The following is a 26,639-nucleotide window of genomic DNA, read 5'->3' on the forward strand; positions in this document are numbered from 1 at the left end:
TCACAGCTGTCCTTCGGTAGGGGCGGAAACGGGGGTGGCGCTCGGGGTGGAGCCGATGACGGAGCCGGAGGCGGTACCCGAGCCGGCGTCCGGGGTGGAGCCCGAGCCGGCGTCCGGGGTGGAGCCCGAGCCGGCGTCCGGGGTGGAACCGGTGGCGGACCCCGTGACGGCCCCGCCGACAGAGCGCCCGATCAACTCGTCGATCTCGGCCGGAGTCGGCATCGCGTCGGCACACGCATGCCGCCCGGCCACAAAGGCACCGGCGGCGTTGGCGATCTCCAGCGTGCGGCGCAACGACAGCCCGCCGGCCAAGCCGGCCGCGAGCGCGCCGCCGAACGCATCGCCGGCACCGAGGCCGTTGACCACCTCCACGGGGATGGGCGCCAGCCGGATCTCCTCCGTGGCGGTGCGTGCCAGCACGCCGGCCGGCCCCTGCTTGACCACGGCCAGCCGCACACCGCGAGCCAACAGCCGATCGGCGGCCTCGTCCGGGTCGCGGGTGCCGACGGCGACCTCGACCTCGTCGCGGTTGCCCACCGCCACGGTGGCGTGCGCCAACGCCCGGGCGTACCAGGCGGGCGCCTCGCTCGGGTCGGCCCAGAACATCGGCCGCCAGTCCAGGTCGAGCACGGTGTCGCCGCCCTCGACCCGGTCGGCGACGGCGCGCAGCGTGGTGCCGCGCGAGGGTTCGGCGGACAGCCCGCTGCCGGTGATCCACACGATGCGCGCGGCGCGCAGCGCCTCGGTGTCCAGGTCCTCGACGGTCAGCGCGAGGTCGGGGGCGTTGGGCCGGTAGAAGTAGAGCGGGAAGTCGTCCGGCGGGAAGATCTCGCACAACACGACGGGCGTCTGCCGGCCGGAGACGGTGACCACGTGGCGGTCGGCGACGCCGAATCCGCGCAGCGCGCGGCGCACGAAGTCGCCCAGCGGGTCCTGGCCCACGCCGGTGACCACGCTCGTGCGCAGCCCGTGCCGGGCGCCCGCGACGGCGACGTTGGTCGCGCTGCCGCCGAGGTATTTGGCGAAGGTGCGCACGTCGGCCAGGCCGACGCCGATCTGTTCGGGGTACAGGTCCACGCTCACCCGGCCGAGGGTGATCAGGTCCAGGGCCTCGCTCATCGGGCGTCCGCCGCGGCGCGGTCCACGTACAGGGACGGGCGTTCGCAGGTGACGACCAGGGTGGCCGGCCACGCCGGGTCGTAATCGCCGGCCGCGCCCAGGCGGCGCACCGCCTCGCGCTTGTGCTCGCCGTGTACGACCATGACCGCGCGTCGCGAGCGGGAGACGATCGTCTGCACGCCGACGGTGACGCCGTGCCGGGGGACCTCGTCGAGCGAGGCGTAGTCGGGGAAGGTGCCGAGGTTGTCGCGCCGGGTGCTGTCGGGCAGTTCGACGACGCGGCTGCGGCTGTCCCGGGGCGCGCCGGGCGGGTTGAAGGCGATGTGTCCGTCGGTGGCGCCGGAGGCCAGGATGAACAGGTCGATGCCGCCCGCATCGGCGAGGCGGGTGTCGTACGCCTCGGGGTCGGCGGGGTCGGGGAACCAGACGGCGTCGGCGGGGATGCCGCGCCCGGGGCCGGCGGCGGCGTTCAGCGGGGCGACGATCTCCTCGGCGGCGAAGCGATGGCAGCTGTTGTGCGCGCCGTGGTCGATGTCGGTGTAGCCGTCGGGGCCGGCCACGACGTATTCGTCCATCATCGCGATCACCACGTGCCGCAGGTCCAGGCCGCGGGCGGCGACCTGTTCGGCCAGCGCGTCGTAGACCGGCTTGGGGCTGCGGCCACCCGGGCAGCCCAGGACGTAGCGCACACCGGCCGCGGCGGCGGCGACGATGCCGTCGGCGATCTCGCGGGCGAGCGCGTCGCCGAGGTCCGCGGGTGCGTCGAAGACCCGGAGGGGAAGGGGGGCTGACATGGGTGTCACTCCTTGACGGCGCCCGCGAGCATTCCGCTGATCATGCGGCGCTGGAGGGCGATATAGCTGATGAGCACGGGAAGGGCGACCAGGACGGCCGCGGCGGCGGTCACGCCCGGGTCGCTGTTGCGGCGGTTGCCGGCGAAGAACGACAGGGCGAGCGGTGCGGTCTGCACCGAGCGGTCGTCGGGGACCAGGACCAGGGCGAGCAGGAACTCGTTCCAGGCGAACAGGAAGAGCAGGGTGGCCAGGGTGCCGATCGCGGGCATCGCCATCGGCAGCAGCACCGAGCGCAGGGTACGCAGGCGGGACGCGCCGTCGACCGAGGCGGCCTCGCGCAGCGCGGGCGGCGTGGAGACGAAGAAGGTCCGCATCCAAAACACCGCGAAGGGCAGCGACAGTCCGATCTGCGGCAGGATCAACGCCCAGTAGGTGTTGACCAGTTCCCAGTCCTTGAGCTGGTAGTAGAGCGGGATGACGGTCGCCTCGTACGGCATCACGAGCCCGATCAGCAGCAGCCCGAGCATCGGGCCCTTGAGCGGGAACGGGAAGAACGCGAGGGCGTAACTCGCCAGTACCGCGAGCACGATCGTGCCGATCACCACGGCGGCGGCGACGATCAGGCTGGAGGTGAGCGCGTCCGAGAACAGACCGCGCCGCCACGCCTCGGTGAAGTTGTCGAAGCTGACCGAGTCGGGTATGGAGATTCCGCTGGTGCGCGTGCCGGGTTCGCCGAACGCGAGCAGCAGCACGGACAGGAACGGGTAGAGCGCGACGAGGGCGGCGACCGCGAGGATCGTGTGCCCGATGACGGTCTGTCGGCGACTGTTGCTCGGCATCGGTCAGCCCTCCTTGCCGCGCACGAGGCGCATGATCACGCCGGTGACGGCGAGCACCACGGCGGTCAGGCAGACGCTGATCGCGGCGGCGCTGCCCACCTCGTGGGTGAGGAACGCGCCCTGGTAGACGAACACGCTGGGCACGGTGGTGGAGGTGCCCGGGCCACCCGCGGTGGTGTTCCACACGAGGTCGAAGTTGCGCAGCGCGTAGGTGATGGTGAGTACGAGCGCGATGGCGATCTCGCCGCGCAGTGCGGGCAGGGTGACGGTGAAGAACTCCCGGATGGGGCCGCAGCCGTCGAGCCGGGCCGATTCGTACAGTTCGGTGGGGGTCTTCTGCACGCCGGCGAGGAAGAGCACCATGCACAGGCCGTACATCACCCACGTGCCGACGATGCCGACCGCGGGCAGCGCGGTGTCGTAGTCGCCGAGCCAGGCCCGCGCGAGCGAGCCCAGGCCGACCGCGCGCAACCCGGCGTTCAGCGGGCCGTCGATGTCGTAGATCCACCGCCACGACACCGCGACCACCACGGTCGCCAGGATCTGCGGCAGGAACAACACCGCGCGGAAGAAGCTCAGCCCGCGCACCCTGATCCGCGACATCAGCGCGGCCAGGAACAGCCCGAGCGCGACGGGGAAGACCGCGTAGAAGACGACGAAGACGAGGGAGTGCGCGATCGCGGAGGGGATCCGGCCGTCGTCCAGGAGCGCGGTGTAGTTGTCCGCGCCGACCCAGCGGCCCTCGGTGATGCCGTCCCAGGCGAACAGGGACACCCAGGCCGTCTGGCCCAGCGGGCGCAGTACGAACAGCGTGTAGAAGACGGCGGCCGGCAGCAGGTAGAAGAACGCTGGCCAGTACTGTCTCGCGCTCCAGGCGCGCAGGCCGCTCACGACGCGGCCTTGCGATCCGTGCGCTGTTTGGCCGCGAACGCTTCCCGGTCGTCCTGGAGCGCCTTGGCGAAACCGCTCGGCGAGGTGTGTTTGGCCAGCAGGTCCTGGGTCTTGGCGCCGATGGTGTCGTACATGGTGGTCGAGGCCCAGTCGAGGTAGAAGTTCTGGCCGTCGTCGACCAGGAGCTTCAGGCCGATCGTGTTGACCTGCTCGACCACGGCGCTGCCGGCCCTGACCTTGCCCGCGCCGGTGACCGGGGTGCGGCCGACGTCGGCGATGGTCTGCGCGAACTCGTCGCTCATCAGCAGGTCCAGGAACGCCACCGCGGCGGGCAGCTTTTTGGTCTTGGCGCCGATGTGCCAGCCCAGGCCCAGCGAGCCCACGGTCGCGCGGGTGCCGTCGGCGCGGGTGGGCAGGGTGAAGCCGACCTTGCCGTTCATGTTCTCCTGGAGCGAAGGCGCGTTCCAGGAGCCGGCGACGAGGAACGTGCCCTCGCCGGCGCCGAACTTGGCGACCGCGTCGTCGGAGCTGATGCCGTTGTAGCCGGGGCCGAAGTAGCCCTGCGCCGCCCAGTCCTGCACGGTCCGGGCGGCGTCCACGGTGCCGGGGTCGGCCACCGTGGTGCCGGGCACTCCGCTGATCCACGAACGCACGTCGCGGCTGGGCACGTTCTGGCCCTGGACCAGGCCGATGACCTGGCTCGCCGGATACTTCTCGGCGTTGCCGAGCATGATCGGCTGCTCGCCGGCGGCCTTGACCCGGTCGAGCGCGGCGGTGAACTCGGCGTAGGTCTGCGGCGGCGCGATGCCCAGCTTGGCGAGCTTGTCGGTGTTGTAGAACACGCCGACGTATTCGGTGGCGGGGCTGATGCCGTACAGGCTGCCGGAGCCGAAGATCGAGCCGTCGGGCGACCAGCGGTACTGCTTGAGGGCGCCCTCGGTGAAGGTGTTCTCCCACCCGTAGGTGCGCATCACGTCGTCGAGCGGGCGGATCAGTCCGGCCTTCACCAGTGGGCCGTCGGTGCCGTAGCCCTGGTTGCCCTGGGCGAGGTCGGGCGCGTCGGAGCCGGACATCGAGTTGACGACGGTCTTCATCAGGTCGTCGAAGCCCTTGGTGGCGACCTCGACCTTGACGTTCGGGTACTTCTTCTCGTAGAGCGGCACAAGGGCCTTGAGCGTGTTCTCCTCGCCGGCGTCGGCGAGCACGCGCAGCTTGGTGTCGCCCATGGCCTTGACGTCCTCGGCGGTGACCCGTTGGGTCACGGGACCGCCGGCGAGGTCGGAGGCGACGGTGGTGCCGCCCGCGCCGGGGACGCCACACGCGGTGGCGAGGATGCCGGTCAGGGCGATCCCCGCGACCGCGGTCCAGCGCAGAGATTTCATGGTTGCTCCCGGATCCGACCACCGTGGGTGGTCAAGAGGGACCGAGGGGCGGCCTGGCGGGGCGCCCCTCGGGATCGGGGTCGGGGTCAGACGAGTTCGGCGACCTTGGCCGCGAGCCACGCGCGGTTGGCGGCCTGTTCGGCGGCCACGGTCGGGTACAGCTCGGCGGGGGTGGGCGCGCGGTCCTGCTCGATCAGCAGCCACTCGCGGTAGCCGCCGCGCAGGAGGGCGACCAGGAATCGGTCGATGTCGACGTCGCCGCGGCCGAAGGGCACGCACACGTTCGCCCACCACGTGTCGAAGTCGGTGCGGCGCTCGGCCTTGGCCCGGGCCAGCACGCTCGTGTCGACGTCCTTGAGGTGCACGTGGTTGATCCGCTCGTGCCAGCGGTCCAGGCACTCGACCGGGTCGCCGCCCGCGAGTTGGATGTGGGCGATGTCCAGCGTCAGGCCCACCTCGGTGAGGTCGAGCAGCCGGTCCACCTCCCAGGGCGATTCGACGAAGGTGCTGATGTGCGGGTGGAAGGAGGTGCGCAGCCCGTACGAGCGGGCCAGCGCGACGGCCTGTGCGGACAACTGCGCCAGCCGCCGCCACCCGGCGTCGTCGAGCGCGAGCGAGCGGTCCTCCCAGGCGCGGGCCGGGTTGTGCAGCAGGGCCTCGCTGCCCTCGTCGGCCAGGATCGCCAGCGGCGTCTCGCCGCCGGCCTCGGCGCATGCGGCCAACTCGCGGCAGGTCTGTTCCATCCGGGCCAGGTCGTGCGCCACCACGTCGTCGCCGAGTGCGTAGTGCACGGGGATGTAGGCCCCGACGGCGGCCAGGCCGTGCCGGGTGAACAGGGCGGCGGTCTCGGCCGGGGTGCCGAAGAACCCGGGCGGGCCCAACTCGCTGCCCGCGTAGCCGGCTTCGGCCATCGAGGCGAGCAGGGCCTCGGGCGAGGTGCCGGCGCCGCCGGCGGCTTCGCCGTAGACGCCGTAGCTGACGGGGGCGTTGCCGATCCGCAGGGCGGTGCCGGAGGGTCGGGTCGTGGTCATCGGGCGTCCCCTTCCACGAGGGCGGCCTCGCCGCCGACGCGCACGTCGGCGCGGCGGGCGATCGCCGCGATCAGCGCCTGGAGGCAGCGCACGTCCTCGGCGGCTCCGCTCGCGGTCGAGCGCACCGGCGCGCCGTGCGTGATCGACGCGGCGAACTCCGCCAGTTGTACGACGAATCCGGTGTCGTAGCCGGAGCGCACGAGCGAGTCGCGGCTGGCCCCGTCGTGGGCGCGCTCGACCCGCAACGTGCTGCGCACGTCCACGAGGTAGGGCGCGGCCATGTCCAGGCGCAGCCGGCCGTCGCGGGCGAGCACGGCGACCTCCTCGCCGTATTCGGGGTGGTCGGGCAGCCAGTTCCAGTTGAGCACCAGGCGCGCGGCCCCGTCGATACCCAGCGGTGCGGACGCCAGCAGGCACGGCGGTTCGCCCTCGACGGGCCACGGCCACAGGTCGGCGGTGTCGAAGGAGGTCGGCAGGGTGAAGCCGAGCGCGCGCAGCAGCGAGAGTTCGTGGATCACCGAGCCGTTGAGCACCTCGCGGTAGTAGCGGCCGAGTTCGGCCGGGACCTCGCCGAGGGCGTCGAGCGTGCGGTCGGCCTCGTAGCGGATCGCCTCGGCGATCACCGCGCCGTCCGCGTCGTCGGCCGGCGGCGGCATCCGCAGGTGTGCGACCTGGGGCTCGTCGGCCGGGTGCAGCACGGTCACGCGCACGGTGCGCGGGGTGTCGAGGGTGTTCAGCTCGGCGGCGGCGAGCGCGGTGATCGGGTCGTACATCTTCATGTAGCCGACCTGGAGCACCAGGCCGCGCTCGGCGGCCAGCGCGCCGAGCTCGTCGGCCTCGGCGACGGTCAGGCACAGCGGCTTCTCGGCGAGCACGTGCTTGCCGGCGAGCAGGGCGGCCCTGGCGTCGCGGGCGTGGGTGCCGGGGGTGGCCACCAGTACGGCGTCCACGTCGGGATCGGCCAGGACCCGGGCGTAGTCGGTTTCGGCCCGCACGCCGGCGCCGGTCCCGGCGGCGACGGACGCCGCGCGGGAGGGCGACAGGTCGCACACGACCGCGGTGGTGACGACGTCGCCGAGGCGCCGGATCGCGGGCAGGTGCACCGACTGGGTGATCGTCCCGGCACCGACGACGGCGAGACGGACGGGTTCGCTTACCGGCATTGAGGGTTCCTTGCGCGTCGTGGTTGTGGCGGAAGCCGTCCACAGTGGACAGAACATCCATATCGGACAGGCTGTCCTTAATGGACAGGAGGGGGTCATCGGAATGATGGATTCCGCTTGTCGCTTCTTCCCGGATCATGACCTACGGCAGACCAGTTAGTCCAGAGATTGGACCAGATTCGCATCTGGTCTGACTACTGGTTCTTCTGGTATGTTCTCGCGCTGTGACAGTCAGCGACGATCTCCCCGCCGCCGCGGGACCCGCCGTGCAACTCGCCTACCGGGCACTGGCCCAGGCGTTGGACCGGCGCGAATTCCCCGCGGGCAGCCGCCTGCCCGGCGAGCGCGCACTCGCCCAACGGTTGGGGGTCAGCCGCAGCAGCCTGCGCCTGGCCCTGGCCGGTCTGGAGCGCGACGGCCGGGTGCACGCCTCCGCCCAACGCGGGTGGTACGTCTCCACCGACGTGGTCAGCGAACCGCCGAGCCTGCTGCGCAGCTTCACCGACATCGCACGGGACCGCGGACTCACCGCCACCGCGCGGCTGCTGACCAGGCGGGTGCGGCCGGCGAGTTACGAGGAGGCGGTGCGGTTGCGCGTCGCGCCCGCCTCCGAGGTGGTGGAGATCACCCGCGTGCGCGGCCTGGACAACGTCCCCGTCTGCCTGGACACCACCGTGCTCGTCCGCGACCGGGCGCGGGCGCTGGAGACGGCGGAGCTGGAGAATCGTTCGCTGTTCGCGCTCCTGGAGGAGACGGGCGTACACATCCTGCGCAGCCAGTACACCGCGCACGCGGACGCAGCCGACGCGTCCACCGCCGAACTGCTGCGGGTGCCCGTGGGCTCGCCGGTGCTGATCGGCGAGGAGGTCACCTTCGATCGCGGCGAGGCGCCGGTGTTGCTGGGGCGGGCGGTGTATCGCGGGGACGCGTATCGATTCGAGGCCACGCTGCATCGGGGGACCGAGTAGAGGGCCGGTGGGCCCGTGGGCTCGGGGCGGGCCCGGCCGCGCGGGCATACGAGTGCCCGCGCCGCGTACGACCGATGAGCAAGCCATCGTGGGAGAACCCTTGAGCACCTTCGTCACCGCGGCCCTGGACGTGGGCGGCACCAAGATCGCCGCCGCGCTCGTCACGCCCGACGGAACCGTCCTGCATCGCGACGAGCGCCCCACCGTCACCGCCGGGCGGCTGCGCGATCCCGGGCTCGCCGGCACCCGGGCGGCGGCGGTCGACCTGCTCGCGCAGGCACGACGCCTGGGGCTGACGGTGACCGGGCTGGGCGCCGGTTTCCCCGAATACGTGGCCGCCGACGGGCTACTGACCAGCCGCGAGGTGTTGGCGTGGGACAAACAACCGCTCGACGTGCTGTCCGCGCTCGCGCTCGACGTCCCGTGCGCGGTGGGGTCGGACGTGCGCTGCGGCGCGCTCGGCGAGGCCCGGCACGGCGCCGGTCGTGGGCTGGACGGCTTCTTCTACGTCTCGCTGGGCACCGGCCTGTCCTCGACGTTCGTGCTCGACGGTATGCCCGTGACCGGTGCGCGCGGCGAGGCGATCGCGCTCGGCGAGTTCGAGGTACCGGCTTCGGTGGACCCGAACTGGCCGGGCAACCTGGAGAGTTACGCCTCCGGGCGCGGCATCGGCGAGCGTTTCGGGGTGGCCGGGACCCGCGAGGTGCTTGCCGCGGGCGGGCCCCGGGCGGCGGCCGTGCTGGACTCCGCCGGCCGCGCGTTGGGCACGGTCCTGGCGGCGGTGGTGCGACTGCTCGATCCGGCCGCGATCGTGGTGGGCGGTGGGCTGGGCAGCGCCGCCGGACCGGTGCGCGCGGCGATGGAGCGCGCCTACGCCGAACACACCGCCGCGCGCCCCGCGGCCCCGCCGCTGCTCACGGCCACACTCGGCGCGGACGCCGGACTCGTGGGCGCCGCGGCGCTGGCCGGCTGAGTGCAGGTCCGGGGCCGCCGGCGGGGCCGGCTCAGGACGCCGTTCGGGTGAGGTCGATACGTACCGTCGCCGGGGTCGTGGCGAACCTGCGCAGTGTCCGAGCATGGTGTGTGGGGAACGCGCCGAGGCGTGCCTGTACATCGTCGTCGGGCAGCAGCGCCGCGACGCCGGGGATCCAGCGGCCACGCAGGTGTACCCGTACGTTCGGGTCCGCCGACAGGTTGCGAACGTACGCAGCCCGGGAGCCGTGCTCCGCGACCAGCCACACCACCGAGTCGAGGTCGCGGCGTACGCCCACCACCGTCCGGCGGCGACGCCCCGTGGTCCGTCCCGTGGTCTCCAGCACCGCGTGGTGCGCAAGCACGCCCGAGCAGGCGAGCGCTCGCATCGGCGGGTTGAGCACCCATCGTTGCAGGCGGCCCATACGAAGCCGGCGACAACGGGCGTCGGCCGCGTCGAGCGCCGCCGCCTGAGCGGGCGTCGCCGGCGCGACGGTCATCGGCCCCGCCCCCAACACGCGGCGGCTGACGACGGGAGCGTCGGCCGCCGTCCCACGGACCCGACGCACCGCCGGAACGTGCAGCGCGCCCCACACCAGGAAGGCGACCCCCGCCGCGACCTGCGCCAGTCCGCCGGTGACGGCCTCCGACCACCCGAACTCGCCGGCGGCCACGCACCACAGCACCCCCGAACCGCCGATGGTGACGGTGTCCAGGACGACCGTGGCGCGGATGTGGGTACGCGACTTGCGGCGTCGACCGGGTCGCATCCGCAACACCCGGTCGCCGACCCGGCCGAGGGGCGTGCCGTGCACGAGCGCATGCCACAGGACGAACAGGGCGGCCAGGGCCGACCCGGCGGCGACGGCGATCGGTTCGCCGTCCCAGTCGACCAGGAGGCCCGGCCATGCCGAGAGCACCCAGGCGGCGCCGACGAGGACCCACGCGGCGCCCTCCCAGCGAAGGGTCTCCGAACGGGAGGCGAGTGTGGGACGGGGAGCGTCCACGGTGCGGAACGAGGAGGCGCGCGTCGGTGTCATACCGATTAACATAACGACCGTCATGTCAATCAGCAATATGCCCACTCCGACCAATCACCGTGTACGGCAGGCGACTTGAAGATCGTCCAGGCGCTTTGCGAGGTGCCCCGCCGCCCGGTTCAGCCGCTCGCGGTCGCCGGTGGCCAACAGATCGAGCACCATGCCCGCGAGCGCCGACGCCGCGACCGTCGCCTCCGCCTCGGCCTCCTCGCGCCCCAGACCGGCGTCCGCGAGATCACCCGACAGCAGCTCCACCCACGCCGACATCAACCGCGCCCGAAAGTCTCCCGGCAACAACCCCGAAAGACGCGGAATCGCCAGCACCTCGAACACCAGCCGCACGCGCGCGAGATGCGCCGGCTCCGCCACCCAGTCCCAGTACGCCGTGACCACCCGGCCGATCTCACCACCGGCGTCCCGCATCGCGCCGCGTGCCATGGCCGCCTGTTCGGATTCCACGAATTCCAGTACCGCGCGCAGCAGTTCCTCCTTCGAGCCGAACTGGTACGTCAGCGTGTACGTGCTCACCCCCAACGCCGCCGCCAGTGGCCGCAGCGAGAGGTCGCCGAGCCCCGTCCGCGCCAACTCGTCCACGACCGCGCGCAGGATCTCCGGCCGCCGCTCGGGGTTCGGTTTACGTCCCATACGCGGAAAGTACCGGACGTCCAACGGATGGTGCCTTGGCAGGCCGTGGTATGCGGCGAGGTGCGCCGGCCCGAGGTCGGGCGCCCCGGTCCCCGGTCCCCGGCCCGCGGTCGGGGGCCGGGGCCGGGGGAGGAGAGGGCGGCGCCGGGGCCGGGTCAGGTGGCCTGCTTGGTGGTGAGGTATTCCTCCCAGGTCCGGACGCCCACCGCGTGCTCCCGCGTGACCAACCCCCCGGCGCGGAACCCGGCGCCCGCCTTGCCCGGGATGCGCACGGGCACGACCCTTCGCCGCCTGCCCATCGCCTCCAGCCAGGAACGGGCCAGGTCCGCCGCCTCGTAGACGCGCGGCCCGCCCATGTCCGGGACCCGCCCGGCCGGCGTGCCCAGCGCCAACTCCACCAGGCGGTCGGCCACTTCACCCTGGTCCACGGGTTGGCACTCGGTCTTCGACGGGACGAGGACGACGGGTGCCTTGGCCAGCACGCCGAACGCCTTGTGCAGCAACTCGGGGAACTGCGTCGCGCGCAGGTTCGTCCACGGGATGCCCGACTCGGCCAGCAACCGCTCACCCTCGACCTTGATCCGGTAGTAGGAGTAGGGGATCCGGTCGACGCCGACGATCGAGATGTTCACGATGTGCCCGACGCCGGCCCGCCGCGCCGCGTCCAGCAGGTGCCGCCAGCCGGGGATGTCGTGCTTCGGCCGCCGCGTGTCCGACGCGCAGTGGATGATCGTCGTGACACCGTCGAACGCCGCGTCCAGGCCCGTACCCGTCTGCAGGTCGGCGGTCACCCAGGTCACCCCCGGATCGTCGGGCAGCGCCGTGCGGCGGGTCATCGCCCGCACCGGCACGCCGGCACGCCGTGCCCGGTTCAGCACCTCACGCCCCAGCACACCGGTCGCGCCCGTCACCAGGATCACGTTCTCGCTCATCGGTCCTCCTCGCCACGGGGACGCCGCACCTCCGCGACGTCGCCCTCGTCAGCAAGGAACCGAACGGCTACGCGTTACGTGACAACTCTCGGCATTGTTCCTCGAGAAATTTCAGCTTCTCCGGATTCCGGACCATCCGCACGCCCGCTATGCCCTCCGCGCCGACCTCCACCACCGCGGCCGTCGTGAGCGCTCCGCCCTCCCAGCCCAACAGCGCCGTGTCGCCGTTGACCTCGGTGAAGGCGAACTCCATACCGGAGGCGAAGCGGGCCATCAGACCCAGGAGGAAGCGGGCCACCTTGTCCCGACCGAAGACCGGGCGCGTGGACGCGGTGACCTTGCCGCCCCCGTCGGACCACGCCACGACATCGTCCGCGAGCAGCGCCTCCAGTTCGTCGAGCGCTCCCTCGGCCGCCGCCGCGAGGAAGCGCGCCAACAGATCGGACCGCACCGCCTCGGGAGCCTCGAAACGCGGTCGCCCGGACGCGAGGCGCAGCCTGGCCCGCCGGTGGGTCTGCCGGGAATTGGCCTCCGGCCAGTCCAGCACCTCGGCGATCTCCCGATGGCTGTACCCGAACGCGTCCCGCAGCACCACGACCGCCCGCTCCGGCGGCGACAACCGCTCCAGCATCACGAGCATCGCCATCGACACCGCGTCCCGCTGTTCGGCGGTCTCCAACGGCCCGAGCACCCCGGTGTCCGTCCGCACCGGCTCGGGCAACCACGGTCCGACGTATTCCTCGCGCCGGGCCCGCGCGGACGTCAGCCTGTTGAGGCACAGATTCGTCAGCACCTTGGCCAACCACGCCCCCGGCGCGTCGATGTGTCCCCGCTCGGCCGCGTGCCAGCGCAGATACGTATCCTGCACCGCGTCCTCGGCCTCGGCGGCCGACCCCAACATCCGATACGCGATCCCGAACAGCCGCCCCCGCTGCGCCTCGAACTCGGCGGTCGGGTCGGGAAACGGGTCAGCGGTCACGAAACCCACCGTACAAGCCGCACCCCCGGCACCTTGCAACGAGCCACGCCTCGCCCAGTGTCGGCGGGTCGCCGCCTGCGGTCATGTGCGCGGTGGACGAGCCCACAGGGCCTTGTGCGAGGTGGCTTCCTGGTGCCCGTCGGCAGCTCCCGAGTCCTGGACAAGCCGTGATAGTTGGTCGCGAATGCGGTCGAGCAGGGTACTCAGGGCCGCGTACGGGACGTACCAGTACACGGCGGTGACGGTGAAAGGGCCGCCCGATGGCCGCCCCTGCTCGGTGAGCAGCAGGGCGATCTCCTCCGCGTGCGAGGGAGACACTTCGATAAAGTTGTCGAAGCACGTACGGGCGGCGATCAGACCCTCGATCTCATCGACCCCGTGTCGCAGCGGTACCCGTTCCGGCACCCAGGCGCGACACGCTTCGGGCAACCCGTAGTTGTCGACGGGCTCCCCCACGGTCATCCACCCCCTTCCCTTGGCGTTCAGCCTGAGGCCTTTGGGCAGCGTCTCGGTGAGGCGGTAGGCCGGAAGGTCGCTCAGGGGAGCGTCGTCGTATCCCCGCAATTCGTGTTGGGCCCATGTCCACACCCGCGCGAACTCCGCATCGTCTCCCGGGGTGACGTACCGGCGCAGCAGGGACGCGACCGAAGGAGACTCGCCGGGGACTTCGTGGGTCGGTGCGGTCGGATCTTGCCGGTTCATCTTCATGCGGAGACATTCTCCGTGCTCACGGTGACACTCGTGGGCGCCGGGGTGGCGGCGGGCGGCGTTCGATACCGAACCGGCCCGCGTCCCGCCCGCGTTGCCGCCGCCCGTGTTGCGGACCCGCTTCGCCTGGGCCGCCCTCACCATCGTCACCGGTGGTCGACTACACGGTCGGGCCCCTGGCGCACCGATCACGCGGCTGTCGTTGCCCATCCTCCGTCGAAGCGGCGCCCGGTCAAGGGTTCGACGGGCGCGTTCCGACGGGCGAGCCGGGAGAGTCGAGCGGGATCGGGGTGAACATCGGGGCCTCCTGGTCCGGGTCCAGCGCCGTCGGGCCGTACAGCCAGTCGATGAACGTGTAGTCGTAGGTGTCGCGTTCGCGCAGGATGGTGTTGCGCTGTGCGCGGGCGAGGCCGTCGAGGTGCCAGAGTTCGCCCCAGGTGCGGGCGGTGCGCTGCACGCGGCGGCAGTGCTCGGGTCGGACCGCCTGATAGCCGGCGAGGGCGGCGGTCCAGTCCACGGTTTTGTCGGCCGCGCGGTTCCGAGCGGCGTGCCGCGCCAGTACCCAGCCGTCCTCCAGCGCCATGATCGCGCCCTGCGCCAGGTATTGCAGCGGCGGATGGGCCGCGTCGCCGAGCAGGGCGATCCGGTCGAACACCCACGTGTCGATGGGTTCGCGGTCGAACATGCGCCACCACCGGTCCCGCCATATCAGGGGGATGCCCGCCCGGACCTGCTCGGTGGTGTCCGCGAACGCCTCGTCGAGTTCGTCGGGCGTACCCCAATCGTCCCTGCCGGCAAGGGCCTTCGGCGACTCGAACACGGCGACCTGGTTGAACATCTCCCCGCCGCGCAGGGCGTACTGCACGAAGTGGCAGCGCGGGCCGACGTATACGACGACCGCGTTCTCGTGCACCCGGTGATCGCGGACGTTGTCGATGGGGACCGCGCCACGGTAGGCCACGTAGGACGAGCCGACCGGCGCGTCGCCGACGAACCGGTCGCGGGCGACCGAGTGGAGGCCGTCCGCCGCGATCACCACGTCGGCGTCCTCGACGCGGCCGTCCGCCAGGACGACCGCGGGCCGCGGACCCTCGTCGCGGTATTCGACGACCCTGCTGTCGGTGGCCAGGTCGACGCCGGCGCGCCGGCACGCGTCGAGCAGCAGGGCGTGCAGGTCGCTGCGGTGGATCACGATGTACGGGAAGCCGTAGTGTCGTTCCAGGTCGCGTAGGTCCAGGCGGGTGAGCTCGACGGCGTCGACGGCGTCGAACATCACCATGGCTTCCGGTACCACGCCCCGTCGCTTGGCCTCGTCCAGCAGGCCGTACTCGTGCAGGATGCGGGTGCAGTTGGGCGCGAGTTGAAGCCCCGCGCCGACCTCGCCGAACTCCGGTGCCGCCTCCAGCACGCGGACCCGCAGGCCCTCGCGGGCCAGGGCGAACGCGGCACCGAGGCCGCCGATTCCGCCGCCGACGACGAGGACGTCCGTCCGGTCGGGGTGCGTGGGCCGGCTTGTCGTCATTGTGGGTGTCCTCACAGCCATGCGGGAAGTTCGGGTGCCGGTGCGCCGGACTCGGTGGGCAACGTCGCGACGCGGCCGGTCAGATAGGCGGTGATGTCGGCCAACGGCGCACGAATCGAGGTCGGTTCGCCGGCGCCGGCCAGGCGCCACGTGCGGGCGGGGTCGAGGTCGCCGGCCGTCAGCGTCACGGCCGCGGTGGTCCGGGCGCCGTGCCGGTCGACGGCTTCGGCGGCCAGTCGCTCCAGGAAGTCCGCGGGGAAGGCATCGAATCCGACCCCGGCCGCCAAGTCGACGGCGTGGACACACACTTCGCGCGCCCGCAGCCAGGGGATCTCCCCGGCGGGCAGGACGCGGCCCTGGGCGGTGACCACGTCGTGCGCCCGCTGCTCCGCGGTGAGCGCGTCGAGGCCGACCGCCAGGGCGGCGGCGGAGCGGGTCGCCCAGGCCGTCAACTCGGCGCCGGTCATCATCGCACCACGTTCGATGCCGGCCCGGCGCTCGTCCGCGGACGCGTACATCGGGGTCGGCTCGCCGGTGGCGGCCCACCGCACCAGGTTGCCCAGGGCGTCCGCGTTGGCCGCCACATGCGCGACCAGGTGCCGACGCGTCCAGCCGGGCAGGGGAGTTCGGGCGTCGAACGCGGCCTCGTCGAAGGCCGCGCAGGCGTCGAGGAACCGGGCGGTGCCGACCCCCGTCCAGCGCAGCGCCCGCTGCGCCGGATCGCCGGGCGCGCCGCTCACCGGGCGTCCGCGACGACGCGGTTGACCAGCCGACCGATGCCGTCGATCTCGGCGACCACGGTCGCACCCGGGCGCAGGTATCGGTGCGGGGTGCGGGCGTGGCCGACACCGCCGGGCGTGCCGGTGGCGATCACGTCGCCCGGGTTGAGGCGGATCACCGTGGAGACGTACTCGACCAGCGCGACCGGGTCGAACAGGAGGTCGCCGGTGGTGTCGGACTGCATCACCTCGCCGTCGACGTCGAGCCGCACGTCGAGCACCGGGCGCACGCCGCCGGGCAGTTCGTCCGGGGTGACCAGGTAGGGGCCGATGGGCGTGGAGGCGTCCCACATCTTGCCCTGGAGCCACTCGCGGGTGCGGAACTGCCAGTCGCGGCAGGTGATGTCGTTGAGCACGGTGAACCCGGCGATGGCGGCCTCGGCCTCGGCGGCGTTCGCCCGGCGCACCGGTCGGCCGATGACGAGGGCGAGTTCGACTTCCCAGTCCAGTTCGGCGGTCTCGGCCGGATGCGGGATGTCGTCGGCCGGTCCGGTCAGGCAGTCCGCGAACTTCGCGAACAGCGTGGGGTGGCTGGGCAGTTCGCGGCCCATCTCCTGGATGTGGTTCTTGTAGTTGAGGCCGACGCAGACCACCTTGGACGGCCGCGGGACGACCGGGGCGAAGTCGGCGCCGGCCACGGGGAAGCGGTCGCCGGCGGCGGACGCGGCCCGTTCGCGCCAGTTCGGGTCGGCGAGCAGCGCGCCGACGTCGGCGGCGCCGAGGTCGAGCAGTTCCGCTCCGGCGAGCAGGACGGCACGGGTGCCGGCGGGGGTGCGCAGGGTGGCGAGCTTCATCGGGAGTCCTCGTCGGTGGTGGAGCGGTGGAGTCGCAGGGCTTCGAGGATCGGCGCGTCGCCGAACCGGAACAGGTCGAGGGCGCCGCTGTCGGAGTCGGTGGCACCGGCCTCGGAGCGGGCCGAGAACGGCGTCCAGGACGGCACCGTGAACAGGTCGCCGCGAGCGACGGACCAGGTGCGATTCCCGACGGTGACCGTCCCCGAGCCGTCGAAGACCTGGTAGACGGAGGAACCGGTCTCCCGCAGCGGTGCCGTCTCGGCGCCGCGCACGATGCGGTGGAACTCGGCGCGGATCGTGGGCAGTACATCCGCGCCGCCGGCCGGATCGACGTAGCGCACGGCGGCGTGGCCGGGCTCCACGGTGCCGCCGTGTCCCTCCCTCTCCAGCGCCAACTGGTCGTCGAGCGCACGGTCGGTGACCGCCCACTTGTAGGACAGCAGCGGCGAGCCCGGGGCGGCGCCGGTGGGCGCGGACAGCGGACGCAGTCCGACGTGGCCCCAGAGCCGTTCGGAGCGCGAGCGCTCCGGTGTGGTGCGCTCGGCGGCGTCGAGCCGGTCGCGGCCGACCTCGAAGAACTGGCTTTCGACCCCGTACTGGAACGGGATGTCGAGGCCGTCGATCCAGGCCATCGGAGCCGCGGTGGCGTTGTGGTGAGCGTGCAGGTTCCAGCCCGCCTGGGGCAGGAAGTCGCCGCGGTTCATGGGCACCGGATCGCCGCCGACGACCGTCCAGACGCCGGAGCCCTCGACGACGAAGCGGAAGGCGTGCTGGGTGTGGCGGTGCTCGGGGGCGTCCTCGCCCGGCATGAGGTATTGGATCGCCGCCCACAGCGTGGGCGTCGCGAAGGGGCGGCCGGCCAGCCCGGGGTTGGCGAGCGCGATGGCCCGTCGCTCCCCGCCGCGGCCGATGGGTACGAGTTCACCCGCACGCTCGGCGAGCCGGAGCAGGTTGTCCCACTTCCACAGGTGCGGCACGGCGCGCGAGCGCGGGTGGAGCGGCATCAGGTCGCCGATCTCGGTCCACAGGGGGACGAGCAGTTCGCGCTCGAACCCCCGATACAGGGCCTCCAGGTCCGGAGTGACCTCCGGTTGGTTCGCGGCGGCGACGGCGCGCGGCGCGGCGTCCGGCTCGGCGTACGGCCCGGCATACGGCTCGTCAGGGCTGGTGGTCATGCGTATACCGTGGCGGCACAGCGCCGGACAGAAAACAAGATTCTGTGGTGCAGAATGCCTTCCGGGAGGCAGCGTGGACAAGCCGCTCAAGACCCCGCCGCCGTATGCCCTCGCCGGCGTGGACAACGCCCTCAAGGCCGCCACGATGCTCCAGGTGGAGGGCCCGATGACGGTCAGCGAGGTGGCCCGGCGCCTCGGGGTGGCCATGTCCACCGCACACCGGCTGCTCGCGATGCTCGTCTACCGCGATTTCGCCGTTCAGGGACCCGACCGCGCCTACCGGGTGGGTCCGGTGCTCGAGCTGGCCACGCATTCGCAGTCCGCCGTCTCCCGGCTGCGCACCGCGGCCCTGCCGCATCTGCACCGGCTCGTCGACCTGCTGGGCGAGTCGGCCAACCTGATCGTACGCACCGGCGAGACCGTGCGGTTCATCGCCAGTGTCGAATGTGCGCAGGCGCTGCGGGTGGGCTCGCGCGAGGGCATGGTCTTTCCGGCGCACCTGACCACCGTCGGACTGCTGCTGCTCGCCGAGTTGGACGACGCGGAGCTGGAGGCGCTGTACGCGGTCGAGCGCTGGGGGAACCGGGCCTTCGACCGGCCGGACCCGGTCGAGCTGCGCGCCGAACTCTCGCGCGTCGCCCGCAACGGCTTCGCGGTCAACCGCGGCCACTCCGAGCGCGGCCTGGTCGCGGTCGGGGTGCCGGTGCGCGGTCCGGACGGCGCGACGGTCGGCGGCCTGTCGGTCTCGATGCCGAGCGTGCGCTACGACCGGGCGCGGTTGACCCGATGGGTCGCCACACTGCGCTCCGCGGCGACCGCACTGGAGCGCGAGCTCGCGGCCGGCTGAGCCGCGAACCCGAAACCGGTACGGTACGGCCGGCTCAGCCGCGCGCCCGCAGCTCGCCCGCCCGCGCCTCGCCGAGCACCGCCAAGGCCTCGGCCAGCAACCGCATCTGCTCGAACAGGTCCGGCCCGGATCCGGCCTGCACCGCGACGAAGGCGCCGTCGAAGCCCGCGATCGCGAAGTGGTCGAGCCGATCGGCGACGGCCCGCGCGATCTCGGCGCCCTCGCCCGCGAACGCGGCGCGGATCATCCCGTGCATGTACGCGCGCCCGTCCCGGCGCACCTGCGCGATCAGCGCGCCGACCTCCGCCTCGGCCGCTTCCGAACTCATCACCAGCGTCAGATGCAACCGCAGGAAGTCCGGGCGGGCCACGAACATCTCCCCCGTGCGCCGGAGGAACCAGTCCAGGCGCTCCCGCGGCGTCCCGGGCGGCGGCCCGTCGGCGTGCGCCGCGCGCATGGCCGCGAAGAAGTCGTACGCGCCGCGCGCCATCACCGCCGACAACAGGCCGCCCTTGGACCGGAAGTGGTGGTAGACCGCGCTCTTGGGCAGGCCGGTCTCGCGGCTCAGCGTGGACAGCGAGGTGGCGGCGTATCCGCGCTCGGCCATCACCCGCGTCGCGGCGTCCAGGATCTCCTCGCGGGAACGCCGCCCGCGCCGGTTGCTGCGTCTCGGGTCGGCCATGCGCCGAAGCATAGGCGCCGGGGGCCACGCTCGACGCGGTCACCGTTCTGCACAGCGGAATCGTCTGGACGGGTCCGGCGTGGCGTGTGACGGTCGACATACAAGAATAGACCAGTCGGTCCAATAGTGCCGACTGTCCATCGGTCCGGAGCCCCCATGACCCACCACCACGACGCGGACGTCGCCCTCATCGGGTACGGCCCCACCGGCGTGATCGCCGCGCTCACGCTGCTGCGGCAGGGCGTCTCGGTTGTCGCCTTCGAGCGCGACCGCGACATCCACGCCCGCGCCCGCGCGGTCACCGTCAACGACTGGACGATGCGGATCTTCCAGGACCTCGGCATCGACGAGCGCATCGCCGCCGTGATCGAGCCGCAGCGGGCACTGCGCTGGACCACCTACGACGGCACCGAGATCATGCGTGTCGAACACCCGCCGTCCACGCTCGGCGTGCGACCCCGTTTCTACAACATCTACCAACCCACCATGGAGGCCGAACTCCGCGCGTGCGCCGAGGAGTACGGCGACCTGCTCGACATCCGGTTCGGCGTGCAGGCGACCGACGTGGAGCAGGACGAGGACGGGGTCACGGTCACCGCCGCGGACCCCGCGACCGGGCGCACGCACACGGTGCGCGCCCGCTACGCCATCGGCGCGGACGGCGGCGGCAGCTTCACCCGCACCCGGATCGGGGCCACGCTCCTCGGCGACACCGTCGACGTGCAGTGGATCGTCATCGACTGCCGGGTCAAGCGCTGGTGGCCCGACCGCGACCTGCTCACCTTCTGGTCCGACCGCGAGCGACCGGTCGTCGACATCGCGCTGTCGGCGGGCAACCACCGCTGGGAGATCCCGCTCAAACCGGGCGAGACCGAGGCCGACTTCGCCGACGAGAGCGCCGTGTGGCCGCTGCTCGCGGCCCTCGGGGTGACCCCCGACGACGTATCGATCCACCAGTGGGCCTTCTACCGCCACCACACCCGGATGGCCGACACCTGGCGGGCGGGCCGGGTCTTCCTGGCCGGCGACGCCGCGCACCTGATGCCGCCGTGGGCCGGGGCCGGCATGCAGACCGGGATGCGCGACGCCCACAACCTGGGCTGGAAGCTCGGCCGGGTCCTGCGCGGCGAACTGCCCGAGGAATGGCTCGACACCTACGAGAGCGAACGCCGACCCAACGCCGCCTTCTACACCGACCTGGCCGTGCAGCTCGGCCGGGTGATCAAGCAGGAGGCCACGCCCGACGAGATCGAGGCGATGAACCGGATCCCCGAGGGCCTGGTCACCCCGTTCGAGCCGCCGCTCATCGCACCCCCGGTGCTCACCGCGGGCAAGCTGCGCGGACCCGTCGGCGACGCGTCCATCGTCGGACGCATGGTGCCGCAGCCGATCGTCGGCGACACCGTCGGCCGGATGGGCCGCCTCGACGACCTGCTCGGCAACGGCTTCGTCCTGCTGGGCGACGGCGTCGACCCCGCGAGTCTGCTCAGCGCCGAGGACAAGGCCGCATGGGACGCCCTGGGCGCCCGCTACCTGACCGTTCGCCCGCAGGACGCCTACACCGAGGGCCCCGACGAGCTGGTGGACCTCGAACGTGTACTGCTGCCCTGGCTGCGCCGCTACCGCGCCAGGGCCGTCGCGATCCGCCCCGACCGCTTCGTGACCGCCGCCGACGTCTTCGGCCTGGCGGTCCCCGCGTGAGCACCCACGGAGCGCGACCGCCCCGTCCGCGGCAAGTACCCCAAGGAGAACCCGTGCCCGGAGTCAAGGAACTCGCCTACGTCGTCTACGAGGCGAGCGACCTCGCCGACTGGGAACACTTTGCCGTCGACCTGCTGGGCATGCGGCTCGCCGGGAAGGACGACGACCTGCTGCGCCTGCGTACCGACGCCAAGGCGCACCGCTGGCTGGTCCGGCGCGGGCCCGCCGACGACCTGGTGGCGAGCGGCTACGCGGTCGAGGACGAGGCCGCCCTCGACGCGCTCGCGGACCGGCTCGTCGCGGCCGGCGTCGACGTCGCCGACGGCGGGGCGGAACTGGCCGCCGCCCGCGCGGTGGACCGGATCCTGGTCACCACCGACCCGATCGGCAACCGGGTGGAACTGGTCGTCGGACTCGCCGACGCCGACACCCCATTCCACTCGGACCGCATGCTCGGCGGCTTCGTCACCGGCGACGGCGGCGCCGGCCACCAGGTGCTGATCGCCAAGGGCGTGTCCCGCGAGGACTATCTCGCCTTCTACCAGGGCCTGTTGGGCTTCCGGACCTCCGACACCATCGTCGAGGAGGTCGCGCCGGGTGTGGTCGCGGATCTGATCTTCCTGCACTGCAACCCGCGCCACCACAGCGTCGCCTTCGGCGACATGCCGCATCCCAAGAGCACGCACCACTTCATGCTCGAAGTCGCCGACATCCGCGACGTCGGTATGGCCCACGACCGCTGCCTGGAAGCCGGGCAGCCGTTCGAGATGACGCTGGGGATGCACCCCAACGACAACATGTTCAGCTTCTACGTGCGCACACCCTCCGGGTTCAGCGTCGAGTACGGCTGGGGTGGCCTGCTCATCGACGACGCGACCTGGCAGGTGCGGACCCTGGACCGGCTGAACAACTGGGGACACCTTCCGCCCGAGGTGATCGCGGATCGACTCGCCCGCGCCGCCGGAACCGACCACGGAGACCACCGATGACAACTCTCACCCGTGAATCGACCGCGCGCTTGGTCCGCACCAAGGACTGGAAACTCCGCTACCACGAGGCCGGCGCCGGCCGGCCGCTGATCCTGCTGCACGGCAGCGGCCCCGGGGCCACCGGCTGGAGCAACTTCGCCGGGAACATCGCGGCGCTGGCCGAGCACTTCCACGTGTACGCCGTCGACATGCCCGGCTGGGGCGAATCCGACCCGGCCACGGTGGACCGACTCGACCACGTCGAGGCCGCGATCCAGTTCCTGGACGCCCTGGGCATCGACAAGGCCGCCTTCGTCGGCAACTCGATGGGTGGCCAGACCTCGCTGCGCCTCGCCACCGAGCATCCCGACCGGATCACCCACCTGGTCACGATGGGCGCTCCCGTCGGCCCGATGCGGACCCTCTTCGGCGCGGGCGACGGACCGTCCGAGGGCCTGAAGGTACTGATCGCGGCCTACCGCGATCCGAGCCCGGAGAACATGCGGCGACTCGTCGAGATCATGTGCTTCGACAAGGAACGATTCGCCACCCCCGAACTGTGCCGGGTGCGCTCGGAAGCCGCGCTGGCCCGGCCCGAGCATCTGCGCAACTACGTGAACGGCCTGCCGCAGGGCGCCCCGCTGCCCAAGTGGGTGGACCCGCGGCTGCTCCCGGGGATCACCACGCCGACCCTGATCATCCACGGCCGCGACGACCGGGTGGTGTCCTACGAGGTGTCGCTGCACCTGCTCGCGAACGTCCCCGACAGCCGCCTGGTGCTGCTCAACCGGTGCGGACACTGGGCGATGATCGAGCATGCCGACGAGTTCAACCGACTGGTGACGGACTTCGTCCGCAATACCTGAGCACGCCGCCGTACCCGAGCATGCCTCAATTGGGCCCGGGGCGGGCCGTCCGAGAGCCGGACGGGCCGCTCCGGGCCCGGTCGCGTCCCAGGTCAGCTCAGCGCGTCCCGCCGGGCGAGTACGCCGCCCAGGGCGGTCGCCGCGGCTCGCAGCGCGGCCACGTGCGCCTCGGGGCGGAAACGGGCGCTGGGCCCGGCCACGCTGATCGCCGCGACCGGCTCGTCGTCCGGGCCCAGGACGGGCGCGGCCACGCACACCAGACCGAGCGCGGACTCCTCGTATTCGAACGCGACACCGTTCTCCAGCACCGCGTCCAGCCGGCGGCGCAACAACCCGGGCGCGACCACCGTGTGCGGGGTACGCCGCTCCAGCACACCGGAGAGCACCGTGCGTCGCAGTTCCTCGTCGCCGTGCGCGAGCAGCGTCTTGCCGATCGCGGTGCAGTGCATCGGCATCCGGCCGCCGACCCGGGAGGGGCTGCGGGCCTGCCTGTGCCCGCCGATCTTGGCGACGTAGACCACGTCCGTGCCCTCGCGCACCCCCAGGTGCACGATCTCGTGGGTGCGTTCGTACAGGTCCTGAAGGAACGGCATGGCCAGTTCGAGCAGTCCGCGCTCGACGGACGCCCGCATGCCCAGCTCGAACAGGGTGCCGCTGAGCCGGTAACCCCCCGGCAGCCGGTCGAGCAGCCGCAGCGCCACCAGCTCCCCGGTGAGCCGGTGCACGGTGGCCTTGTGCAGGCCCGTACGGCGCACCAGTTCGGCGAGCGCGACGGTGCGGTCGTCGACGGTGAACGCCTCCAGGATGGCGGTCGCCTTGCTCAGGACACTGTTGCGGTCGGGGGCTTGGTCGGGGGCTCGGTCGGGGGAGTCGGGCACCCGACCAGCGTATCGCTGAGCGAGACGCTTTGGTTGTGGGTGATCGTCGAGGGTCGCGACGATGCCGCCATGACCAGTACTTCCCCCCACGGCGAGGACGCCGTGCGCGCCGCGGCCGAACGGCTGCTCGACGCCGCCGCGACCGGCGTCGCCTGCGCGCCGGTCCGCGACCTGATCGGTCCGGGCGACCTGGCCGCGGCGTACGCCGTCCAGCGCCGGATCGTCGACCACCGGCTGGCCCGCGGCGCCCGGGTCGTCGGCCGCAAGATCGGCCTCACCTCCACCGCCGTCCAGCGACAACTGGGCGTCGACCGGCCCGACTTCGGCGTGCTCTTCGACGACATGGGCCACGCCGACGGGGACGTGGTCCCCTACCGCGCGGTGCTGCAACCCCGCGTCGAGGCGGAGGTGGCGTTCGTACTCGGCGCCGATCTCGCCGACGGGCCGCTCGACCTCGCCCAGGTGCACGATGCCGTAGACCACGCGGTCGCGGCCCTGGAGATCTGCGGCAGCCGGGTGCGTGACTGGGACATCCGCTTCGCCGACACCGTGGCCGACAACGCCTCGTCGGGCGCGTACGTCCTGGGCACCGTGCGCAGGGGTCTGGACGAATTCGTGCCGCGCGAGGTGCGGATGAGCATGACGGTCGGGGCAGAGGTGGTCTCCACCGGTACCGGCGCCGCCTGCCTGGGCGACCCGATCGAGGCGGTGGCCTGGCTGGCCCGGCAGGCCCGCGACCTCGGCGATCCGCTGCGCGCCGGGCAACTCGTGCTCTCCGGCGCGCTCGGGCCGATGTACCCCGTGGCGCCGGGGGACAGCGTCCGCGCCGACATCACCGGGCTCGGCACGGTCGCGATCGACGTCGGCCCGGACTTCGACGAGGAGGGTTCATGACCAGGACCAAGGTCGCCGTCATCGGATCGGGCAACATCGGCACCGATTTGATGATCAAGGTGCTGCGCACCGCCGAACACCTGGAGATGGGTGCGATGGTCGGCATCGACGCCGACTCCGACGGCCTGGCCCGCGCCCGCCGGCTCGGCGTCCCGACCACTCACGACGGGGTCGAGGGGCTGATCGCGATGCCCGGATTCGACGAGATCGGGATCGTCTTCGACGCCACCTCGGCCAAGGCGCACGCCCACAACGCGGCCCGGCTGCGGCCGTACGGCAAGCGGCTGATCGACCTCACGCCCGCGGCGCTGGGACCGTACGTCATCCCCGCGGTCAACCTCGAACAGCACCTCGACGCCGACAACGTCAACATGGTCACCTGCGGTGGACAGGCCACCATTCCGGTGGTCGCGGCGATCGGCGCGGTGGCCCCGGTCGCATACGCCGAGATCGTCGCGTCCATCGCCTCGAAGTCCGCCGGACCGGGCACGCGTGCCAACATCGACGAGTTCACCGAGACCACCTCGGCCGCGATCGTCGAGGTCGGCGGCGCCCGGCGCGGCAAGGCGATCATCGTGCTCAACCCCGCCGAGCCGCCGCTGATCATGCGTGACACCGTTTTGGCACTGGTGCACGCGCCCGGTCCCGACTCGGTGGAGCGGATCCGGGAGGCGGTGGCGGCGATGGTCGCCGCGGTCGCCGAGTACGTGCCCGGCTACCGGCTCAAGCAGGAGGTCCAGGTGACCCCCGTCCCCGCCGACCAACCGCTGGAGACCCTGCTCGCCCCCGGCGCGGACCGGCCCACCCACCAGGTTTCGGTGTTCCTGGAGGTCGAGGGCGCCGCCCACTACCTGCCCGCCTACGCCGGAAACCTCGACATCATGACCTCGGCCGCGCTCCGCGTCGGCGAACGGATGGCGGCCCGCGACGCGGCCCCCGGCCCGGACGCCGACAACGACCGCGGCACCACCCGCCGGCACGTGGAGGCCGCCTCGTGAGCACCCCGATTTTCGTCCAGGACGTCACGTTGCGGGACGGCATGCACGCCGTGCGGCACCGGATCACCCCCGCGGACGTCGCGCGGATCGTCACCGCCCTCGATCGGGCGGGTGTGGACGCCATCGAGGTGGCGCACGGCGACGGGCTCGCGGGCGGTTCGCTCAACTACGGTCCCGGTTCGCACAGCGACTGGGCCTGGATCGAGGCCGCCGCCTCCGTCCTGGAGCGGGCCAGGCTGACCACTCTGCTGCTGCCCGGCGTCGGCACGATCCACGATCTGCGGCGCGCGTACGAGTTGGGGGTGCGCTCGGTTCGCGTCGCCACGCACTGCACCGAGGCCGACATCTCCGCACAGCACATCGCCGCGGCGCGCGAACTGGGCATGGACGTCTCCGGATTCCTGATGCTCTCGCACATGGCCCCGCCGGAGGCACTCGCCGAGCAGGCCCGGCTGATGGAGTCGTACGGGGCGCACTGCGTCTACGTCACCGACTCGGGCGGTCGGCTCACCATGAACGACGTCGCGGCCCGGGTGCGTGCGTATCGGGACGTGTTGCGGCCGGAGACCGAGATCGGGATCCACGCGCACGAGAACCTTTCGCTCTCGGTGGCCAATTCGGTGGTCGCGGTGGACAACGGCTGCTTCCGCGTGGACGCCTCCCTGGCCGGGCACGGCGCGGGCGCCGGAAACTGTCCGCTGGAGGCGTTCATCGCGGTCGCCGACCTCTCCGGCTTCGCCCACGGCTGCGACCTGTTCGCCCTCCAGGACGCCGCCGACGACCTGGTTCGCCCGCTCCAGGACCGCCCCGTCCGGGTCGACCGGGAAACCCTCACCCTGGGCTACGCGGGCGTCTACTCGTCCTTCCTGCGCCACGCCGAAGCCGCCTCGGCGCGCTACGGGGTGGATGTGCGCGACCTCCTCATGGAATGCGGCCGGCGAGGTCTGGTCGGCGGCCAGGAGGACATGATCGTCGACATCGCGCTGACCCTGTCCGCCTGACGGGTGCCGCCGGCGCGCATGCCCGCGGGTGTTGTGCGGGTACCGGTCGTGGAGGGTCTTCCGGGAAATCG

At 72.2% G+C, this 26,639-nt stretch carries 27 protein-coding genes; 9 read left to right on the forward strand and 18 right to left on the reverse strand.

The genetic code is table 11. The annotated features are described in order from the left end of the window. The 7 genes from iolC to ACFXKZ_RS36100 form a co-directional block, all read right to left on the reverse strand. The gene (gene iolC, locus ACFXKZ_RS36070; protein ID WP_380006502.1) at nt 1-1,119 is read right to left on the reverse strand and encodes a 5-dehydro-2-deoxygluconokinase; all 1,119 of its coding nucleotides are present in this window, start codon (nt 1,117-1,119) and stop codon (nt 1-3) included. Next, nucleotides 1,116-1,913, reverse strand: a complete 798-nt coding sequence (locus ACFXKZ_RS36075) for a 6-phosphogluconolactonase (RefSeq protein WP_380006505.1) — start codon at nt 1,911-1,913, stop codon at nt 1,116-1,118. Before ACFXKZ_RS36075 ends, iolC begins: the two co-directional genes overlap by 4 nt. 5 nt (nt 1,914-1,918) lie before the next feature. Beyond that, complete coding sequence (locus ACFXKZ_RS36080; RefSeq protein WP_380006508.1) at nt 1,919-2,752, reverse strand: carbohydrate ABC transporter permease; 834 nt, start codon at nt 2,750-2,752, stop codon at nt 1,919-1,921. Between the two features lie 3 nt (nt 2,753-2,755). Further along, nucleotides 2,756-3,643 carry a carbohydrate ABC transporter permease gene (locus ACFXKZ_RS36085; protein WP_380006511.1) on the reverse strand — a complete coding sequence of 296 codons (888 nt, stop codon included), beginning with the start codon at nt 3,641-3,643 and terminating at the stop codon, nt 2,756-2,758. Beyond that, the gene (locus ACFXKZ_RS36090; RefSeq protein WP_380006514.1) at nt 3,640-5,025 is read right to left on the reverse strand and encodes an ABC transporter substrate-binding protein; all 1,386 of its coding nucleotides are present in this window, start codon (nt 5,023-5,025) and stop codon (nt 3,640-3,642) included. The genes ACFXKZ_RS36085 and ACFXKZ_RS36090 overlap by 4 nt, the downstream gene beginning before the upstream one ends. Before the next feature lie 86 nt (nt 5,026-5,111). After that, entirely contained in the window at nt 5,112-6,056 is a 945-nt protein-coding gene (locus tag ACFXKZ_RS36095) for a sugar phosphate isomerase/epimerase family protein (RefSeq protein WP_380006517.1), read from the reverse strand. Further along, nucleotides 6,053-7,219, reverse strand: coding sequence for a Gfo/Idh/MocA family protein (locus ACFXKZ_RS36100; RefSeq protein WP_380006520.1), 1,167 nt, complete (start codon nt 7,217-7,219; stop codon nt 6,053-6,055). The genes ACFXKZ_RS36095 and ACFXKZ_RS36100 overlap by 4 nt, the downstream gene beginning before the upstream one ends. A 224-nt stretch (nt 7,220-7,443) precedes the next feature. Between ACFXKZ_RS36100 and ACFXKZ_RS36105 the strand changes: the two genes are divergently transcribed. Beyond that, nucleotides 7,444-8,187, forward strand: a complete 744-nt coding sequence (locus ACFXKZ_RS36105; RefSeq protein WP_380006523.1) for a GntR family transcriptional regulator — start codon at nt 7,444-7,446, stop codon at nt 8,185-8,187. A 100-nt stretch (nt 8,188-8,287) separates the two neighbouring features. Continuing rightward, nucleotides 8,288-9,160, forward strand: coding sequence for an ROK family protein (locus ACFXKZ_RS36110; RefSeq protein ID WP_380006526.1), 873 nt, complete (start codon nt 8,288-8,290; stop codon nt 9,158-9,160). A gap of 31 nt (nt 9,161-9,191) precedes the next feature. On the opposite strand, the gene ACFXKZ_RS36115 is transcribed toward ACFXKZ_RS36110, so the two are convergent. The 9 genes from ACFXKZ_RS36115 to ACFXKZ_RS36155 all read right to left on the reverse strand — a co-directional run bounded on the left by ACFXKZ_RS36115 (nt 9,192) and on the right by ACFXKZ_RS36155 (nt 17,733). Beyond that, complete coding sequence (locus tag ACFXKZ_RS36115; protein ID WP_380006529.1) at nt 9,192-10,199, reverse strand: nitroreductase/quinone reductase family protein; 1,008 nt, start codon at nt 10,197-10,199, stop codon at nt 9,192-9,194. A 54-nt stretch (nt 10,200-10,253) separates the two neighbouring features. Continuing rightward, nucleotides 10,254-10,844, reverse strand: coding sequence for a TetR/AcrR family transcriptional regulator (locus tag ACFXKZ_RS36120; protein WP_380006532.1), 591 nt, complete (start codon nt 10,842-10,844; stop codon nt 10,254-10,256). Between the two features lie 155 nt (nt 10,845-10,999). Further along, nucleotides 11,000-11,776 carry an SDR family oxidoreductase gene (locus ACFXKZ_RS36125; RefSeq protein ID WP_380006535.1) on the reverse strand — a complete coding sequence of 259 codons (777 nt, stop codon included), beginning with the start codon at nt 11,774-11,776 and terminating at the stop codon, nt 11,000-11,002. A 67-nt stretch (nt 11,777-11,843) separates the two neighbouring features. Then, nucleotides 11,844-12,755: an RNA polymerase sigma-70 factor gene (locus tag ACFXKZ_RS36130; RefSeq protein WP_380006538.1), complete on the reverse strand. Its 912-nt coding sequence runs from the start codon at nt 12,753-12,755 to the stop codon at nt 11,844-11,846. Between the two features lie 81 nt (nt 12,756-12,836). Continuing rightward, nucleotides 12,837-13,463 (reverse strand): hypothetical protein, encoded by a 627-nt coding sequence (locus tag ACFXKZ_RS36135; protein WP_380006541.1) that lies wholly within the window; start codon nt 13,461-13,463, stop codon nt 12,837-12,839. A 232-nt stretch (nt 13,464-13,695) separates the two neighbouring features. Further along, nucleotides 13,696-14,985, reverse strand: a complete 1,290-nt coding sequence (locus ACFXKZ_RS36140; protein ID WP_380006544.1) for an FAD-dependent oxidoreductase — start codon at nt 14,983-14,985, stop codon at nt 13,696-13,698. An 11-nt stretch (nt 14,986-14,996) separates the two neighbouring features. Continuing rightward, the gene (locus tag ACFXKZ_RS36145) at nt 14,997-15,725 is read right to left on the reverse strand and encodes a maleylpyruvate isomerase family mycothiol-dependent enzyme (RefSeq protein ID WP_380006547.1); all 729 of its coding nucleotides are present in this window, start codon (nt 15,723-15,725) and stop codon (nt 14,997-14,999) included. Beyond that, nucleotides 15,722-16,558: a fumarylacetoacetate hydrolase family protein gene (locus tag ACFXKZ_RS36150; RefSeq protein ID WP_380006550.1), complete on the reverse strand. Its 837-nt coding sequence runs from the start codon at nt 16,556-16,558 to the stop codon at nt 15,722-15,724. Before ACFXKZ_RS36150 ends, ACFXKZ_RS36145 begins: the two co-directional genes overlap by 4 nt. Then, a complete protein-coding gene (locus ACFXKZ_RS36155) occupies nt 16,555-17,733 on the reverse strand; it encodes a cupin domain-containing protein (RefSeq protein ID WP_380006553.1) in 1,179 nt (392 codons plus the stop codon). Before ACFXKZ_RS36155 ends, ACFXKZ_RS36150 begins: the two co-directional genes overlap by 4 nt. A 73-nt stretch (nt 17,734-17,806) precedes the next feature. Here ACFXKZ_RS36155 and ACFXKZ_RS36160 point away from each other — a divergent pair, with 73 nt between their 5' ends. Further along, a complete protein-coding gene (locus ACFXKZ_RS36160) occupies nt 17,807-18,580 on the forward strand; it encodes an IclR family transcriptional regulator (protein ID WP_380006556.1) in 774 nt (257 codons plus the stop codon). A 34-nt stretch (nt 18,581-18,614) separates the two neighbouring features. Here ACFXKZ_RS36160 and ACFXKZ_RS36165 read toward each other — a convergent pair whose 3' ends face one another. Next, nucleotides 18,615-19,262: a TetR/AcrR family transcriptional regulator gene (locus ACFXKZ_RS36165; RefSeq protein WP_380006559.1), complete on the reverse strand. Its 648-nt coding sequence runs from the start codon at nt 19,260-19,262 to the stop codon at nt 18,615-18,617. Between the two features lie 156 nt (nt 19,263-19,418). Here ACFXKZ_RS36165 and ACFXKZ_RS36170 point away from each other — a divergent pair, with 156 nt between their 5' ends. From ACFXKZ_RS36170 to ACFXKZ_RS36180, 3 genes are read left to right on the forward strand one after another with little or no spacing between them, the layout of a single operon-like run. Then, nucleotides 19,419-20,963 (forward strand): bifunctional 3-(3-hydroxy-phenyl)propionate/3-hydroxycinnamic acid hydroxylase, encoded by a 1,545-nt coding sequence (locus ACFXKZ_RS36170; protein ID WP_380006562.1) that lies wholly within the window; start codon nt 19,419-19,421, stop codon nt 20,961-20,963. Nucleotides 20,964-21,016: 53 nt separating this feature from the next. Then, a complete protein-coding gene (locus ACFXKZ_RS36175; protein ID WP_380006565.1) occupies nt 21,017-21,952 on the forward strand; it encodes a VOC family protein in 936 nt (311 codons plus the stop codon). Next, nucleotides 21,949-22,797, forward strand: a complete 849-nt coding sequence (locus tag ACFXKZ_RS36180; protein WP_380006568.1) for an alpha/beta fold hydrolase — start codon at nt 21,949-21,951, stop codon at nt 22,795-22,797. Before ACFXKZ_RS36175 ends, ACFXKZ_RS36180 begins: the two co-directional genes overlap by 4 nt. A 92-nt stretch (nt 22,798-22,889) precedes the next feature. Here ACFXKZ_RS36180 and ACFXKZ_RS36185 read toward each other — a convergent pair whose 3' ends face one another. Next, nucleotides 22,890-23,675 (reverse strand): IclR family transcriptional regulator, encoded by a 786-nt coding sequence (locus ACFXKZ_RS36185; protein WP_380006571.1) that lies wholly within the window; start codon nt 23,673-23,675, stop codon nt 22,890-22,892. Nucleotides 23,676-23,744: 69 nt separating this feature from the next. Here ACFXKZ_RS36185 and ACFXKZ_RS36190 point away from each other — a divergent pair, with 69 nt between their 5' ends. From ACFXKZ_RS36190 to dmpG, 3 genes are read left to right on the forward strand one after another with little or no spacing between them, the layout of a single operon-like run. Further along, the gene (locus tag ACFXKZ_RS36190) at nt 23,745-24,569 is read left to right on the forward strand and encodes a 2-keto-4-pentenoate hydratase (RefSeq protein ID WP_380006574.1); all 825 of its coding nucleotides are present in this window, start codon (nt 23,745-23,747) and stop codon (nt 24,567-24,569) included. Further along, nucleotides 24,566-25,567, forward strand: a complete 1,002-nt coding sequence (locus ACFXKZ_RS36195) for an acetaldehyde dehydrogenase (acetylating) (protein WP_380006577.1) — start codon at nt 24,566-24,568, stop codon at nt 25,565-25,567. Before ACFXKZ_RS36190 ends, ACFXKZ_RS36195 begins: the two co-directional genes overlap by 4 nt. Then, nucleotides 25,564-26,568 (forward strand): 4-hydroxy-2-oxovalerate aldolase, encoded by a 1,005-nt coding sequence (gene dmpG, locus ACFXKZ_RS36200; protein WP_380006580.1) that lies wholly within the window; start codon nt 25,564-25,566, stop codon nt 26,566-26,568. The genes ACFXKZ_RS36195 and dmpG overlap by 4 nt, the downstream gene beginning before the upstream one ends. Nucleotides 26,569-26,639 lie beyond the last annotated feature (71 nt).

It is taken from the genome of Embleya sp. NPDC059237, assembly GCF_042754105.1.
Taxonomy (GTDB): domain Bacteria; phylum Actinomycetota; class Actinomycetes; order Streptomycetales; family Streptomycetaceae; genus Embleya.

Coding starts and splice junctions, on each gene's coding strand:
- iolC (WP_380006502.1), bottom strand. CDS start 1,119: ATGAGCGAGGCCCTGGACCTGATCACCCTCGGCCGGGTGAGCGTGGAC.
- ACFXKZ_RS36075 (WP_380006505.1), bottom strand. CDS start 1,913: ATGTCAGCCCCCCTTCCCCTCCGGGTCTTCGACGCACCCGCGGACCTC.
- ACFXKZ_RS36080 (WP_380006508.1), bottom strand. CDS start 2,752: ATGCCGAGCAACAGTCGCCGACAGACCGTCATCGGGCACACGATCCTC.
- ACFXKZ_RS36090 (WP_380006514.1), bottom strand. CDS start 5,025: ATGAAATCTCTGCGCTGGACCGCGGTCGCGGGGATCGCCCTGACCGGC.
- ACFXKZ_RS36095 (WP_380006517.1), bottom strand. CDS start 6,056: ATGACCACGACCCGACCCTCCGGCACCGCCCTGCGGATCGGCAACGCC.
- ACFXKZ_RS36100 (WP_380006520.1), bottom strand. CDS start 7,219: ATGCCGGTAAGCGAACCCGTCCGTCTCGCCGTCGTCGGTGCCGGGACG.
- ACFXKZ_RS36115 (WP_380006529.1), bottom strand. CDS start 10,199: ATGACACCGACGCGCGCCTCCTCGTTCCGCACCGTGGACGCTCCCCGT.
- ACFXKZ_RS36120 (WP_380006532.1), bottom strand. CDS start 10,844: ATGGGACGTAAACCGAACCCCGAGCGGCGGCCGGAGATCCTGCGCGCG.
- ACFXKZ_RS36125 (WP_380006535.1), bottom strand. CDS start 11,776: ATGAGCGAGAACGTGATCCTGGTGACGGGCGCGACCGGTGTGCTGGGG.
- ACFXKZ_RS36135 (WP_380006541.1), bottom strand. CDS start 13,463: ATGAAGATGAACCGGCAAGATCCGACCGCACCGACCCACGAAGTCCCC.
- ACFXKZ_RS36140 (WP_380006544.1), bottom strand. CDS start 14,985: ATGACGACAAGCCGGCCCACGCACCCCGACCGGACGGACGTCCTCGTC.
- ACFXKZ_RS36150 (WP_380006550.1), bottom strand. CDS start 16,558: ATGAAGCTCGCCACCCTGCGCACCCCCGCCGGCACCCGTGCCGTCCTG.
- ACFXKZ_RS36155 (WP_380006553.1), bottom strand. CDS start 17,733: ATGACCACCAGCCCTGACGAGCCGTATGCCGGGCCGTACGCCGAGCCG.
- ACFXKZ_RS36165 (WP_380006559.1), bottom strand. CDS start 19,262: ATGGCCGACCCGAGACGCAGCAACCGGCGCGGGCGGCGTTCCCGCGAG.
- ACFXKZ_RS36170 (WP_380006562.1), top strand. CDS start 19,419: ATGACCCACCACCACGACGCGGACGTCGCCCTCATCGGGTACGGCCCC.
- ACFXKZ_RS36180 (WP_380006568.1), top strand. CDS start 21,949: ATGACAACTCTCACCCGTGAATCGACCGCGCGCTTGGTCCGCACCAAG.
- ACFXKZ_RS36190 (WP_380006574.1), top strand. CDS start 23,745: ATGACCAGTACTTCCCCCCACGGCGAGGACGCCGTGCGCGCCGCGGCC.
- ACFXKZ_RS36195 (WP_380006577.1), top strand. CDS start 24,566: ATGACCAGGACCAAGGTCGCCGTCATCGGATCGGGCAACATCGGCACC.